This window comes from Hahella sp. CCB-MM4 (genome assembly GCF_002260525.1).
In the GTDB taxonomy this organism is placed as follows: Bacteria; Pseudomonadota; Gammaproteobacteria; order Pseudomonadales; family Oleiphilaceae; genus Hahella.
In genome coordinates this window covers 173,291-188,222 of the sequence record NZ_MRYI01000006.1, presented here as the reverse complement: position 1 = coordinate 188,222, position 14,932 = coordinate 173,291, and the positions used below count along the sequence as shown (strand labels likewise).

General features: G+C 48.3%; 9 protein-coding genes. 4 read left to right on the top strand and 5 right to left on the bottom strand.

Annotated elements, in window-relative coordinates; translation table 11 throughout:
• Positions 1 to 37: 37 nt before the first annotated feature.
• The 5 genes from BTA51_RS13425 to BTA51_RS13405 all read right to left on the bottom strand — a co-directional run bounded on the left by BTA51_RS13425 (position 38) and on the right by BTA51_RS13405 (position 10,697).
• The gene (locus BTA51_RS13425) at positions 38 to 4,273 is read right to left on the bottom strand and encodes a DUF6531 domain-containing protein (RefSeq protein WP_094707977.1); all 4,236 of its coding nucleotides are present in this window, start codon (positions 4,271 to 4,273) and stop codon (positions 38 to 40) included.
• A gap of 1 nt (position 4,274) precedes the next feature.
• Positions 4,275 to 5,606 carry a tetratricopeptide repeat protein gene (locus BTA51_RS13420; RefSeq protein ID WP_094707976.1) on the bottom strand — a complete coding sequence of 444 codons (1,332 nt, stop codon included), beginning with the start codon at positions 5,604 to 5,606 and terminating at the stop codon, positions 4,275 to 4,277.
• A 17-nt stretch (positions 5,607 to 5,623) separates the two neighbouring features.
• The gene (locus BTA51_RS13415) at positions 5,624 to 7,771 is read right to left on the bottom strand and encodes a type VI secretion system Vgr family protein (RefSeq protein WP_094707975.1); all 2,148 of its coding nucleotides are present in this window, start codon (positions 7,769 to 7,771) and stop codon (positions 5,624 to 5,626) included.
• Positions 7,772 to 8,152: 381 nt separating this feature from the next.
• A complete protein-coding gene (locus BTA51_RS13410; protein ID WP_094707974.1) occupies positions 8,153 to 9,871 on the bottom strand; it encodes a sensor histidine kinase KdpD in 1,719 nt (572 codons plus the stop codon).
• Positions 9,872 to 9,899: 28 nt separating this feature from the next.
• Positions 9,900 to 10,697 (bottom strand): response regulator transcription factor, encoded by a 798-nt coding sequence (locus BTA51_RS13405; RefSeq protein ID WP_094707973.1) that lies wholly within the window; start codon positions 10,695 to 10,697, stop codon positions 9,900 to 9,902.
• Positions 10,698 to 10,994: 297 nt separating this feature from the next.
• Between BTA51_RS13405 and BTA51_RS13400 the strand changes: the two genes are divergently transcribed.
• From BTA51_RS13400 to BTA51_RS13385, 4 genes are all read left to right on the top strand, one after another.
• Positions 10,995 to 12,551, top strand: coding sequence for a hypothetical protein (locus BTA51_RS13400; RefSeq protein WP_094707972.1), 1,557 nt, complete (start codon positions 10,995 to 10,997; stop codon positions 12,549 to 12,551).
• Between the two features lie 95 nt (positions 12,552 to 12,646).
• Entirely contained in the window at positions 12,647 to 13,321 is a 675-nt protein-coding gene (locus tag BTA51_RS13395; RefSeq protein ID WP_094707971.1) for a vWA domain-containing protein, read from the top strand.
• Between the two features lie 285 nt (positions 13,322 to 13,606).
• The gene (locus BTA51_RS13390; RefSeq protein WP_168188164.1) at positions 13,607 to 14,368 is read left to right on the top strand and encodes a hypothetical protein; all 762 of its coding nucleotides are present in this window, start codon (positions 13,607 to 13,609) and stop codon (positions 14,366 to 14,368) included.
• 160 nt (positions 14,369 to 14,528) lie between these two features.
• A complete protein-coding gene (locus tag BTA51_RS13385) occupies positions 14,529 to 14,888 on the top strand; it encodes a group 1 truncated hemoglobin (protein ID WP_094707969.1) in 360 nt (119 codons plus the stop codon).
• Positions 14,889 to 14,932 lie beyond the last annotated feature (44 nt).

The window sequence follows — 14,932 nt, the reverse complement described above, 5'->3', positions numbered from 1 at the left end:
TATCCTTATCACTCTCCGACGCAACTTTTGTACTACGTCAACCCTGACATTTTTCCCGGACACCTGGCGGAACCCTAAGAGGCACTACTTTTCCTTTTGCAGTTCTCCCCCCTTCTTGACCTGCCCAATGATATGTGTTGTTTACCGAATCTTGAAATTGGTGGATGTTACCATTCTCGTCCATAGCGTATCTAGCGCCGCCATGTTGTACGCTCTTTTCAAAAAGCTCTATATGATTTTCAGGTAGCACGCTCTTATTTGGGTTATAACGTTCTCTCCCTCCATTCACATCATGATGGCCGGGGTTTTCGTAGTACATTTTTTTAACCAATCTACCTTTTTGGGAAGGTTTGGTTCCTTCTACAATAAAGTCTGCCTTACTTCCTTCCTCGACTACTGCAAGGATTTCATTTTGGGTTTGTGGGTGAATTTGGCCAATTTTCAGATCAAAAAGATTGGCACTCAAACCAAATGGATCAACCTCTGATATTGGATCCTTGACATAAGAGTGTGCGTTCAGGCCTCCTCTCAGGCCGAGCGGGTCTTGTCGTATATATTGACCAGCATCGGGGTCATAGTATCGATATCGGTTATAGTACAGTCCGGTTTCTTTGTCTTCATATTGTCCTTGCCAGCGAAATGGGCAGGCGAATCTGTTACCTACGATATTCCGAAGTTTTCCCCAGACACTGATACTTGCTGACCAAACTTTTTCTCCGGTCTGGCTAAACATGGCCGTTGGTGTACCTTGATGGTCGGGTATGATTGAAAAGTAACTGTCACCAACTTGTTTAGCTAGAGGCCTAAAGGTCTCTGGCTCAAAATACCAGGTGATGGGGTGTTCTATAGCTTCCGATTCGTTTAATGAAGAGGTTCTATGTGGCGTTATTTGGGGTATTGAATGTTCATCATCAAAATATATATCTGCCGGACGGGATATGCCGGACGAAGGAGGAGCTGTGCTCCCTTCTTCTGATTTAACCCATTCATGCAGTGGGTTGTTACCGTCCCATATCCACTGGGTTATTAACCCATTAAAGGTCTTTTTCAGCCGCCTTCCAAAGGCATCGTATTCGAACAGAACTTCAAGGCCGTCAGGACGAGTAACTTTTTTGAGAACACCGGAGTCACTCCAGTCATATTGCCAGATCTTTTGACCAGGTTCTGTTTTTGTTATTAGATTTCCTTCAACATCATAGTCAAAGTGCACTACACCGTTGTGTTTTTTAATGGATAGTAACTGGCCTGCAGGGCCATATTCTCGATCATGAAAACTATAGGTTTGAAAAAGACTGCCAATGGAATCTGGCACACGGAGATCAGATACCCCATTGCCATACCGTGCTGAAACCAAGGTACCTAAGGAATCATAATTGTAAATGGTTACTCCGTGCAGAGAATCGTATACTTTTTCTATACGATTGTTTTCGCTCCAGAAATATTGGTTGGTGGCGTGTAGTGTGTCTCCTATGTATAAATGTTGGCTGATAGGACGCCCAACTTTGTCTCTTGTCCAGCGGTTTTTAATGCCTCCAGGTAAGTGTCGCTCTAGCTCCTGTCCAAGTTCGTCGCGTGTAAACAAAGTTTCAAGTTGTTGATCCCCAGATTTGACACCGATAACGCCTCCCATTACATCACGCTGAATAAATTGCTCGGCACCAAGAGATGAATGCATATGGATCCGCATTCCATTTGGATCATATTCTGAGGAAACCCACTGGTTATTGCACTTTTCTCTGATTATTTGGCCCAATGCATCGCGTTCGAACTCAATTATGGCACTGTTGTTAATAGCCTTTATCAAGGCACCATCGGGACGATAATGATACTGTTGCTCACTACCGTCACTGTGTGAAATCCGGGTAATACGCCCCATAGCGTCGTAATCAAAGTTAGAGAATCGATTGCCAGGTCGTTGCTGTCTTTTGATAAAACCACACTTATCACGCTGATAATGTCGAAGAAGGCCGTCGAACCCTGACTCAGCTAGAATTTCACCTGTGGGGTCCAGTTCGAATTTATAGACATAGCCGTATTCGTTAATGATTCCAGTGAGCTGTTCTTCTTTGTTGTATTCAAAATTAACCGTTGTACCTGCTTGAGTGCGAGAAACCATCCTACCCATTCCCTGATATTTGAAAGTGATGGTACGCTGGTTATCTGTCGCCTTGGTGACGTTACCTTCGGGATCATATTCGTAGGTTTTGATCGTATTATCCGGCTCAGTAATCTGAATTACTCTACCAAGGAGATCATACTGAAGTCGGCGTTGATTTCCTTTCGCGTCGAGATCCAAAATAACACGGCCGTGTTTGTCAAACTTCCACTGTTGGGTTGTACCGTCTGGAGCAGTAATTCGTTCAGGGTTATTGTCAGAGTCGTAGGACAATAAAGTTGTTTTTCCTGTCGGATCTTTAAGGGAAGTAACTTTGAAGCCGCTGTAGGTGAAACTGGTGGTTCTATCAAGGGGGTCCATTTTCGACAATAGCCGCCGGCATTTATCGTATTGCCAAAGCCAGACGTGCCCCATGGCGTCTTTTGTTCGTACAGGGGCATCCTCCTGGTTATATTCAATCTCTAATTTTGTGCCGTCTGGATTTACAACTTTTGTGGTGTTACCGCGATTGTCATATTCGATGCGGGTTTGATAACCCTCTGCATCCGTCTCACATTCAATCTGGAAGTATTGATTGTATTTGATTAATACTTCAGCTTTTAATGCGTTAATCACTTTATAAGGCAAAACACCGTTGTGGTAGTAGGTGGTCTGATGGCCAAGGGAATCCTCGACAACAGTAATATTTTCCTCAACGTTATATGTGAGTCGGCGGTTATAAATGCCATCGTCCCCCCAAGTATGTATGCAGCGGGCATGGTGATTTATATCGTCATATTTGAAATAGAAATTCAGTCCGTTGAAGTTGGTTTCCTGGTAGAGCAAGTGATTTTTGTATTTGTATGCCATGGTGCTACCCATGGCATCTTGCATGGATATAAGGTCGTCCTCACGGTAATCGTATTTAACTGCACAATAGTATTCATTACCTTTATCCGGATCTGGGTGAGGAAGGTAAATTTTTCGAACTCTACCTTCTGTGTCATTTTCCAGTTGAATATGTCGGCCGCCGCTGTCAATGATCTGGTCCAGATGGCCTGATAAGTTGTAATAAAAGGAAATTCTGGCCTCACCGGTAGAATCGGTAATGGCTGCGAGCTTGTATATCCTTGTTCCCTGGTTTGTTTCAGCGTCATATGCCGTAGGGAGATTTTTATCCTCGGTAAACCGGAGCAAATTGCCGTTAATTTGCCTTAATCCATACCCCCGGCTGTCCTTAAAAAGGGTCATCCGCTCCCGTCGGTCAAAGCTTTCTTCGCCTTCATTTAAAACCGGAAACGCGATACCACGGCCGTCTGGCATGATGACAGCGATAGTGCGGCCTTCCTCGGCCATCCTCCAATCGTAATTATGGTGCCAACCGTGTCCAAGTGGTCCCTGGTAAGTGGATGTACTGTACCAGGTACGCTCCCAGGAAAGCGGAATCGGGCCGGGAAGTTCGAAATCAATCCAGTCGGTGAATACTTTGCCCGATGCAACATCCACCGGGTGACCGGTCACCGCACAGACGGATTTATGGACTTTGTGACGGGCGCTGGGCGGTACTCCCATCTTATCCATCATCTTGTCTGCTTTCTTATGAATGGCATCGGAGACCTTCTTCACGCGCTTGCTGCCTTTCTGCATCTTGCGCATTTTCTTGAACGCTGCACCGAGGCCGGCCATTCCGGCTGTCATGGCCATGCCCATCACGTCGACGGTGGGCGGTCCGCCGACCATCACTGGATTGCCTACCGGGATGGGGAGTACCGTCGTAGTGGGGAGTACCATGCCGTACGATTTTTTCGGCTTCTTGGCCCGAATCGGTGCCATCATTCCCACACTTTGGCAACTCAAGACCGGAAGGGCGGTGAAGGTGAAGGGGGCGCCATCGGCCACCACCGTGGTACTGCCCATGAATATTTCATCCTCATTTCCCGGAGGCATTGAAAACGGACCGCCCATGGGAATATGAGGAATGGGCTTCCCAGCTGTGCCCGCAGTGGCCCTGGGGACACCGTTTACCTTGATGGTGCCGCCAAAAATAGGCAGGTAATCCATGACATCGAATACGATACCAATGTGTGGATGGGGAATGGGCAGGGGAGTACCTGTTGGCGGGATAACCAGATGTATATCTATCCCGAGTACCGGGTCAAAATGCTTTGCCGCCAACATATCAGGCACTCACCGGCTTGCGGGCAGGCTTCTGCCAGGCATCACCTAACAGATCTGTCATGGCCTGATGCACATGGCTCTTTTCTTCGCGGTCGGGGGCGACACGTACCAGTGCCTCTCCCAGGTAAGGAAGAGTGGAATATTGCCGCTGATCCGCAGGAATGGTTCGTGCGACGTTCAATCCGAGTAATGCACTTGCCCAGGCTCGGTTTTTATTTTTCAGCTGCTCAAAGCAATAGCTTTGTAAGCGCCGGCTTTCCATGCTCATCATGGCATCTCCCTGTTCTTCCGCAATATCAGCGCTTTGCCTGAAGGCTTCTGCTGCTTCGTCATATCGCTTGTCTGCCAGAAGAGCGCTGCCTTCACTGATATGTGCCTGGAACAGCAGCTTGTCACATCCTGGCTTGTTGCTTTTTACACCGGTAGCGGCAACGGCCTGTGCGTCCTGATAGTCCTGAAGTGCATTGTCCAGTCGTTTGGCGTTGAGGTAGCCTGAGGCCCGCAGCAGGAGGACGGTAACCTGCATGTCACTCCATTGATTTTTTTCCGCAATACCAAGAGCGGCCTCTGACTTTTTCTCCAGCTCATTCAAGTCGTTGTTCTGGACGGCATAGTTCATATCGACCAGAAATTGACGGAATCCGGCCCCATCCGAACCGTCATCGGCTTCTTCCAATACTTGATTAATGGCTCCCTGCAGATTGAGAGGTGGTGTCTGGCTGAGTATCTGCTCGGGGTAATCCTGGGCGAGCCGGTTGAATCCCGGCTGTTGCTCGTTATCAAGAATGATCCATTTGAGATTGTTCCCCCAAACAGGGTAATCGCGATGGATTTTGCAGGCTTGTTCAAGCCACTTCTGATACTGGGCGAGGCTACTGATCTGATGTGGCCAGATGACGATAACCAGGTTAGTGAAGTAGTCATTAAAGGCGGTTAAAACGGCATTGCAGCATTTAAATAGGGCATCATGTCCGCTAAGAGCTGTATTGAGATCAGGTTTTTCCCACTGAAGCATCTGATTTGATTCGTCCTCAGTCTCATTTTTTTCCTCATCCTCCATACTGGCTTCAATGCCTGTTGTAATCTCCCGGTCCAGTTCTATCGACAGGTCATAGCCAAACTGTTCAAGCGAAGAAAAGTCGGAATGTAGTGATATGAAAAAGTCATCCGGGGAGTCTTCAAACTGCTCCCGGAGTTTTATATAGGCATACACCAGTTGGTTGGCGTCAGGAGACACCTTCCAACGCAGTATGGGGAGCTCGCTTTCAACGAACTCTTCCCACTGTGCATCCAGCTTTTGCAGCTCTTTTTCGATAGGGTTTTTAGGTAACATGCTTTAAAGACCTGTAATCAATTCAGTTTGATCATGGGGCCTGATACTGAGACTCCGGTAGCATCAACTTTTACTGAGCTGGCACCGAGAGTAATGGTGACCCCTCCGCCGTCGATCTGAATGCTGGTGCCGCCAACAGCAAGAGAAATTTTACTTCCAGCGGATAATGCAATATCTGTAGCGGTTGTGGAGGTTTTACCAGTAACGTTCACTGTCTGGGCATCGGCCTGGACGTTCTGCAACCCACTTATAGTGAATTTCTGACTTGATGCCGATACCTCCTGTGCAGAGCCCAGGGAGATCTTCTGATTGGTGGCATTCAGAGTGTGGTCAGCAGAAAGACTGACAGTATGGTTAGTCGCACTCTGGGTGATATTTCCGGAGATTGATTCTTCCTGATCAGCGCTGACATTCAGGGTTTGTTTCCCGGTAACAGCCTGGGTCTGGGTACCGGACACGGTAATGTTCTGTTTGCCGGTGACACTGACAGAATGGTCCCCGCCAACCGTCAGCGAGCTGTTCCCATCGACAGAATCGGAGGAATTACCCACCACACTTGTTGATGCATTACCTTTAGTGCTCGCGCCGAGATTATTCTTCACATTCATATTGAAGTCTTTCTCGGCATGAATACTGAGGGACTCTTCACCCTTTTTGTCATCAAAGACGATTTCGTTGTAGTTGGAAGCCTGACCACTCTTGCTGGACCGGGACTTATAACCCGACTTCGTTTTGTCTCCCGGAAGTGAAAACGGCGGCATATTGGATATGTTGTAGACACTGCCAATGACCAAGGGACGATCCGGGTCGCCTTCCAGAAAGGTCACGACAACTTCCTGGCCTACACGGGGTAAGCTGACTGATCCCCATTTCTTTCCTGCCGATGTTGTAGCAACACGTACCCAGCAGGAACTGTTCTCATCCTTTTCACCGTAACGGTCCCAGTGGAACTGGATCTTAATTCGACCATACTCATCGGTGTATATCTCATCCCCCAGCTTGCCGCAGACAATGGCGGTCTGGACGCCATCTATTCTTGGTTTGGGAGTGTGTAGTGGAGCGCGAAAATTGACGTCCTCGGGGATGCATTCAAACTGGTTGAAATATAGGTCATCGTCCTTGTTCTCGTCTTCCCCGTTGTCGAGGTAGCTGCTTTCGGATGCCTGATGATACAAGCCGGTGATCACGAACTTTTTCTTGCTGTCTGCGGCACATTCATCTGAGAGCAGAGTGAATTTACGTCCAATGCCGAAGGTTGTGACATTGCTCTTGCCACCGGCTTTGGCAAACCCACTTTCCTCCTGCTCCATACGAAGTTTGGTCAATTCCCGGCCACGCTCAATGCTTTCATATGAGCCCGGATAATCGTACCTCTCGTAGTTTTGATTATTCTTGAAAGACCTCACCGAAGGGAGCCCGGACTCCAATGACTGACCGAACTTTTCAAAGTTGAAGTCGTTCAGGCTCCATTTTCCGGAGTAATACTGAAAGCTGTGTCGCCACTGAAGAATATGGCGACCCTCCCGAGTTCCTGAGCTGTGCAGGATGGTATTGGGCGCCAGCGGGGCATAAGAGGACTTGTCGTCTGACAACATCAGCGTATGTTTGTCATCTGCCTGCTCAAAATGAAAATAAATACCTTCCTGTTCCAGCAATCGAAGCACAAAGTCCAGGTCTGACTCTCTGTACTGCACACAGTATTCCAGTGGCGGGTGCTTGCTGCTCAAGCCGCTGAAATTGTAATCTGTGAAACCCAGCTCGTCGAAAACGGCAGTCAGAATCTGAGGGACGGTCTGGTTCTGGAATACGCGGCAGTTGGTCCTTTTGCTCAGAAACCATAGCCATGGCACCAGTGTTGCCTTGTACCCATAGAGTCCGCGTTTTTCCAAACCGGTATATTCAAAGTAGTTAATATAACCGCTGAACAAACGTGGTGACTCAGTGGTTGCTTCCACTGTCACATTGACATATTCACCGACAATATCCTCGGGCTTGATATCACCCTTAGGTGATAATAAATCAACTTCGTAGTGGAATAGTTGTGAATATCCTTCCTGCCCACTGAAATGGCGCAGCAGTAAAGCATCTTTCCCTAGCGGCGTGTCGATACGAATCGAGCGGGAATCCTGTGTATAGATTCCTGCCTGAAATATAGAGGCCCCCATTTGTGTAACTCCATTGACGTAATTAATTGAACCTTCGTGCCGGTTAACTGAACCGTCAGGAAGATTTGTCCATACCTATTTGGAGGGTTATAGACATGTATTAAATCACACTTGCATCGGGGGATGTAAGACAGATTTTTACGTCTGGACGAATGGTATAGGTCAAGTGGTCAGAGACAGTCAATTAGGAATAGATAGTCATATTTAGTGTGATAGAGGGTCGTGTTTTGAGTGGTCGATAAAAGAAATACAATGTTCTATATAACGCAGCATATAATCGGCGAACTGGGTCAGGGAACTGTGTCGGATGGCGTGATAGTTTGGCGTTTTGGGCAGAGGCTTTGTAAGCCGAGAGTCAGTCGTAACTAATTTATACTCATCTTAATACTCATCAAACTCCTGGAACTGCTCATTCAATCGTGCCATTTCATCCGTCAGATTGTCCTCAAGAGGAAGGTCTTCCCCACTGAGTCGAGAGTCGGCAGTGGGAAGTTTGATATGGAATTTAACTCCGGCGATATCCAGTGCGCTGAACTGGACCCGGTGAGCTCCCCGTTTGGGTTTGACCTCGATAGACCATTGCGGAACCCGGGTTTCGCCTGGGTCGAGAATATTGGATACCTGTTTGGCATCCAAGTCGCTGAACACCTGGGTTTTTGATTGAGCTGTGGAGGATACTTCTATGGATTCGACGGGGCTGGAGAATTCCCATTGCTGATGCCTTGGATATTCCTCACTACCGGATTCGTGTATAAACGGGCGCCCTTCATTGAGAGACGTTTTCACCACTTTAGTAACAACATCGCCGTTTTTGAGGGCGACACGGACTGAATAGGTGTTCTCCTGGTTCTGGACATTTTCGATCTGGATACGCCCCTGGTAACCCTTCACAATTTCATTGACGAAGAAGAGTCCCAGTCCTTTGCCATGGTGCTCTTTAACCCGACGGGTGGAATAACCCAACTGGAAAATCTGTTCCCTGTCGGCGTCATCAATATGCGGGCCGCGGTTATAGATGCTGAAATGCACATAACCGCTGTTTGAATGCAGCTGAACAACTATGCGATCGGTCTTCTGTTTAAAAGCGGCTTTGTTGGCAAAGAACTGCGCATTCTTGAGCAGGTTCTCCAACATCAGGATCAGATGATTTTCATTGCCCAACAGAGCAGGGGAGGCGTCCAATTGCAGACGGAACTGGTGACCGCTGTATTCAACTGGAGGGTGAGCGTCACCAGGGCTCTCTTTCGATTGATCGCCAAGGCTTTCTTTTACCTGACCATAAAGATCCTCTACTTCATTCGACTCCATCAGTGGAACAATGGTTTTAATCAACGCGGAACGTGGCGAGAAATCGGGTTTAAGCGGGTTATTTTCGGCACTCTCTTTGTTAAGGATCTGTTGGTAATAGTGTTCTTCACATTCAATCAGGTGGTTGCCGATATGCAGGGCAATGTTGTCTGTGGTGGAGAGATCCAACAGATCCCATAAATACTTCATGGCATCCAGGGCTTCCCTATAAGGATTTGAACCGGTCCCCGTCTGGTCCAATTCGGCGTTTTGTTTGAAATCCTCTGTTGCCCTGTACAGCGCGGTTTTTACTTTGTCGTAGCTGATGACTCCGTTATGACGCACCTCTGCCGCAATGCTTTTGAAATGCAGAAACTTCTCATCGTACTCGATGTATTCAAGTAGTTTGTCGCTGATAAACAGCTTCAGTTTATCGGCATGGCCGGAGTAGATATGTGCGCGGGCCTGCAAAGATTTTTTACTCTGCCAGATATCATTGATCTCGGTTCTCAGCTGGAGTACGTGCTGTTCAATACGTTGGCGGTGCCGGTAGAAACGGCGCACGTCCCAAAAAACCACGAAGAAAAAGATTCCTGCGACAGCAGCCTGGAATTCCAGTTCCTGTACCAGCTCTGGAAAATGGTAGAAACTCACCAGATAGGGTTGGTGAAGAATCAGGAAGTAACCGACCACAATCAGTGATAGCAGGCCGGTCAACCATGGATAACCCTGAGTGGTTTTGAGCTTGTTAAGCTTTTTCAGATGATCCTGATCGCCATCTTTGACTTCTGTCGGCTCTTGATAATCTTTCATTTACTTGGTTCTCTGCGAGGGACCGTTCTTATAGTGGAATCCAGCAATAGGCACCTTCGTCACCGAAGGTGGCGATCCCTTTTCCGGCTTTGCATTGGTCGATAAAGCCGGTCTGCCCGGCACTGATACTCGCCTGCTCAAAGGAATGCCGAAGCGTTTTGATATGCTGGCGGTAATTGGCATAGGTAAAGTTATCCGAATCCAGGTGTTCCGCCATTTGCAAAGTGGTCACCGGCCGCGGAGAGGATTCCACCAGAGCCCTCAATATTTTTCGTGGGGTTGGTGCCAGGGGGCGTTGCGGATTGGCGGGATTCATTAGTTTTTGCCCATGCCAGTATACGTTCCAGGTGACCAGGTCGATGGATAGGGGACCTTTTCTCAATATTTCACCGGAAGCTTCTCGGCTGTTGTCAGCCTTGACTGTTCGCTGGCGTAGCACGGCCTTTATGCGCCAGCAAAGAACCGCTTCGATATTACTTTGATGCTTGGCAATAAAGTCCTGGGCAATGGATTGTTCAAAGGCTTGTTCTTCTATGCCGGTTCCACTGTGTTCGGATAAATAGATGACAGGAAGCTCAGGCCATTTCTTGTGAAGTGCGCGGGACACGGCAAAACCAGCATGGTCATTGCCCCGCATGTTGGCATCCAGAATGGCGATATCCGGGGCCTGCTTGGCAAGGTGAATGTGCTGACAGGCGGCTTCGGCAAATTTAAACACCTGAACATCATTATCTGAGGACCCATCACCAAAGTCGGCCTTTTCCAGAATAGGTTTAAATTTGTCGATCCAGTGGGATTGATCTTCTACCCAAAGTAGCGTCGCCATAGGTTGTCTGTCGTACTGCGTTCTCAACGTTAATTTTTAGTGTCGCTGGAGCTTCATCGAATGAGAGTGAACTGCCCGGACACATCATTTCAGTTTAGCAATACCCCTGCGGGCTTGTCGGGATTGAGCCTCATTTGGCTGCTTTTTCGAACCCGGTTTTTGAACTTTATCACAGTTTTCATCGCTCGCCTGCGTCAGAGACCCGAGGGTGAAACTTCGCGCGTTTTTTCTCACCGATTTTTCACTGCGGTTTCCGATACTTCGTTTCAACAAACCCTGACTAACCGGAGGTGTAACATGTTTAACGAACTATTGAGAGTCTGGTCGGACAGCCCGGCAGTGTCATTGACTGTCTGGCTCGCTATTTTGATTACCGTGCTGTATCTGGGGCGCAGGCAGGCTCATCAGGTATTGGAAACCAGTGGAAGAGCCATGTTCCGGACCATGCGGATATGGAGTTTTACCCTGGGCAGACTGGAACAAAATCTTTCCCGGCGAAATCGTGAGATCCTTTTGGCTGAAGGAGCGAAAGCGGCGGAGAAAGCCATCGAAAGAGAGTTTACCCGGGTAAATTCGCTGGTGGAGCGTGATCTGAGCCAATACCCGAGTTTGCACAGAGACATCTCGGAGACCATTGAAAAGATAGAAGCGGATTATCAGAAGTCTGCAGAAACGGCACCTTTGCCACCGGCGTGGGGGGAAGTGGTGGAAACCATTTCCGCCCTGCCGACCAACGGTGATGCCACGATGAACAAGATCCTGCAGAACATTAAGGAGGCGGTGGAAGAATCCCACGAGCAGACCCTGAAGACCTATAAAAAAGCCAGCGCAGAAAGGCATTCGTTGCTCGCGGCCATGCAGCCGGACTGGCGCAAGATGGATACCAAGCTGCAAGTGGTCAACGAGAAGATTACGGGGCTTGATGAGCGTACCAAGGCCATCGACAGTCAGATCGCGACCTACGAAAACATTCGTCAGGGAACCGATGCTGCATTGAGCTCGCTGGGTTCCTCTGCGTTGACGCAGTTTTTTATCGCCGGTCTGGTTCTGGTGGTGGCAGCTCTGGGCGGATTGATCAATTTCCAGTTGATTGCATTGCCAATGTCCGAAATGGTCGGCGGAACCAGCTATATCGGTGCGATGAAAACATCGGATATTGCGGCTCTGGTTATCATTCTGATCGAGATCGCCATGGGGCTGTTTCTGTTGGAATCCCTGCGCATTACACATCTGTTCCCGTTGATTGGCAGTATGGATGATCGTATGCGTCGTCGGATGATGATCATTACGCTCACCATCCTGACCATTCTGGCGACGATTGAAGCTTCATTAGCTTACATGCGGGACTTGCTGGCCCTGGATCGTGAAGCATTACGTCAGTCCCTGGCCAGTGTAGGGGCTACCGGTATGGTGGAAGCGCAGTTCCGCTGGATTCCCTCGATAGGGCAGATGGTCATGGGATTTATTCTACCGTTTGCCCTGGCTTTCATAGCCATACCGCTGGAATCGTTCATCCACTCGTTGCGGACTGTGTTGGGTTCACTCGCGATTGGTGGTCTGCGCGCATTGCGGGTTGTGGTCCGCATGGTAGGCGGTTTAGTAAATCATTTGAGCAAAATCCTGATCAGCTTTTATGACCTGCTGATCATGATTCCTCTAAGCATTGAGCGTCTGGTAACTCAACGTCTGCAACAAGCGGATGCGTCAGGTGATGAAGAACAGATCCGGTCTATTGCCAATGAAAAAGTGGCAGAAGATACGCCGGTAATTAAAAAGGCCAAATCAGGCGGCAAACGGAAAATTCCGGTATTGGATGATGAGTTGGCCAGCGATGCTTTATCACAGACGAATTAATTCAATGGATTAGCAATACAACGGTTAAGAAATGCAAAGGTTTAGAAATACAAAGGTTTAGAAATACAAAGGTTAAGAACAGGAGGAACTTGAATATGAAATGGTTAAAGTTATCAGGTTTCGCTATGGCAGCCTCCATTATCGCTGCCGGCATGTTGGTCAGCGGCTGCGGGGAACCGCGGCCGACCAACAAAGCGGTGTACCTGCTGCTGGATACGTCCGGCACCTATACCCAGGAACTGAACAAGGCCCAGGCAATCATGAACTACTTGCTGGCGACGCTCAACAGTGACGATTCCATTGCCATTGCGAGAATCGACAGCGGCAGCTTCAGCGAGAAAGACATTATTGCCAAAACGACGTTTGATATCAGGCCCAGTACGGCAAATGACCAGAAGCGCTTGTTCAAGCATAAGATCGATACATTCATTGGTGATCTGAAGCACGGCAGTGCCAACACGGATATTACCGGCGGGGTGCTGCAAGCGGCGGAGTATGTCAATGAAACCCATGCCGGTGAAAAATATGTGCTGATCTTTTCTGATCTTGAAGAGGACCTTCCTAAGGGGCATATTCGTGATTTCCCCATCAAACTGGAAGGTATCGAAGTGGTGGCGCTCAATGTCACGAAACTTCGCAGTGACAATATTGACCCCCGCGATTACCAACACCGTCTGGAGAACTGGAAGGACAGAGTTCAGCAGGGGGGCGGAAGCTGGAGAGTGGTCAATGATCTTGAGCGATTGGATAATTTGATCGTATCGAGATGAGATGTGTACGAAGGGCAGCGGTAATATGAGTCATCAAACTAGCTGCTCTTTGTCATTGCTGTCCCAATTTGCGGCTCTATTGCCGGGATTAAAATATTAACGAGTCGAAATAACCCTATGCATTGAATCGGATATACACTGTGACCTGCAAGTCGCAGGCGATGGATCATTTTGCCTGCGACTTGCAGAGGGGATTCAGAATATCCCAACCAGGATTAATGGCCTGATTTGATGGCCGCAGATATACGGCTTGGTTTTATCGTCATAGTTTTAGGGAGAATTAACTTGCATCCGAAGACACGCCCTCACAAATCCCGACTCTTGCTGAAAAGTATCGCCTGCCTGATCGTCAGCCTGTCCCTATATGGCTGTAGTTCTGTCGGACCGGGCTCCAATGCCGGTACCCCGAAGGAAGAAGACTATTCATTGCTTGGTGTAGCGACGACTGGAATCGAAAACCTGTCATTGTCCAGAGACACCCGATTTGCATGGCGTGCTCCTGTTAAAGTGGTGGGCATTGAAAATGACAAGGCGGCGGAAATACTGGCCAAAACCATAGAGGAAAATCTCACTGCAAAAGGGTTTTCTATCAGCTCTTCGGATGCCGTGAGTTATCAGTTGTCGGCAGTGGCTCTATTGGGGGAGCCGGAAGAACATTCCGGTGATCATCCCGACCCTGGGATTCAGTCCAGGGCTGGGGCGCAGGAAATGGGCTCGCTAGTCATTTCAATTCTCTCCAATCAGGGACAACCCCTTTGGAAAGGAACAGCCCAATTATTTACCTCCGATGAGTTTGCTCCGAAACAGCGAGTTGAAAGAGCCAGAGTGGCAGTTGAACGGTTGCTGGTGAGGGTCGTGCCACAGGTAGCTGAGACGATAAAGTGCACGGATCCCAGGCCCCAATACTGCACGATGATCTACAAACCGGTCTGTGGCCATATGGAAGACAATAGCGTTCGCGATTTTCCCAGTGGATGTTCAGCATGCAGTGATCCCCGCGCCGAATCCTATGTGCCAGGGAAGTGCCCGGGTTCTCAGGAGAGTTAAGGTAGGAAAACCCTATAGCACGGGATTGGCTGTAAGCTCATTTGCGCTTTGTATTAACGCCTGATTTGATATTGCCATTTCGAATAATGAAATAATGTCTCATTCTGGTTGGCTGTACTAGTCTTAGGTGGAGATCAACCTGGGCTAAGAGGAGTTAACGATGAGTACCTCACTCTACGAGAGACTTGGCGGCACTGAGGGTATTACCAAAATCGTTAGTGATTTAGTTGATATTCATCTTGAAAACCCGAGAATTTCCACCCGTTTTGAGAATATTGACCAGAATGCATTAAAACATGCGGCAGCTACTTTCTTCATCACCGGGTCTGGAGGCCCGAATGTATATGAAGGTAAAGATATGCTCGCCGCTCACAAGGGAATGAACATTGATAGTGGAGAGTTTATGGCCGTGCTAGATGATGCTCTCAAAGCATTGGAAAAGAATGGAGTGGGTCAGCGTGAACAGGAGGAAGTGCTGTATATTCTGTACAGCATGAGATCCGATGTCATGTATGTGTAAATTCTCGATTGAAATGAGTTGACCGGAAATAGTGAGCTGCAAAG

What these genes read in the sequence shown, in the direction of transcription:
- BTA51_RS13425 (WP_094707977.1), bottom strand. Translation starts at nt 4,273, where the DNA reads ATGTTGGCGGCAAAGCATTTTGACCCGGTACTCGGGATAGATATACAT.
- BTA51_RS13400 (WP_094707972.1), top strand. Translation starts at nt 10,995, where the DNA reads ATGTTTAACGAACTATTGAGAGTCTGGTCGGACAGCCCGGCAGTGTCA.
- BTA51_RS13405 (WP_094707973.1), bottom strand. Translation starts at nt 10,697, where the DNA reads ATGGCGACGCTACTTTGGGTAGAAGATCAATCCCACTGGATCGACAAA.
- BTA51_RS13385 (WP_094707969.1), top strand. Translation starts at nt 14,529, where the DNA reads ATGAGTACCTCACTCTACGAGAGACTTGGCGGCACTGAGGGTATTACC.
- BTA51_RS13420 (WP_094707976.1), bottom strand. Translation starts at nt 5,606, where the DNA reads ATGTTACCTAAAAACCCTATCGAAAAAGAGCTGCAAAAGCTGGATGCA.
- BTA51_RS13415 (WP_094707975.1), bottom strand. Translation starts at nt 7,771, where the DNA reads ATGGGGGCCTCTATATTTCAGGCAGGAATCTATACACAGGATTCCCGC.
- BTA51_RS13410 (WP_094707974.1), bottom strand. Translation starts at nt 9,871, where the DNA reads ATGAAAGATTATCAAGAGCCGACAGAAGTCAAAGATGGCGATCAGGAT.
- BTA51_RS13395 (WP_094707971.1), top strand. Translation starts at nt 12,647, where the DNA reads ATGAAATGGTTAAAGTTATCAGGTTTCGCTATGGCAGCCTCCATTATC.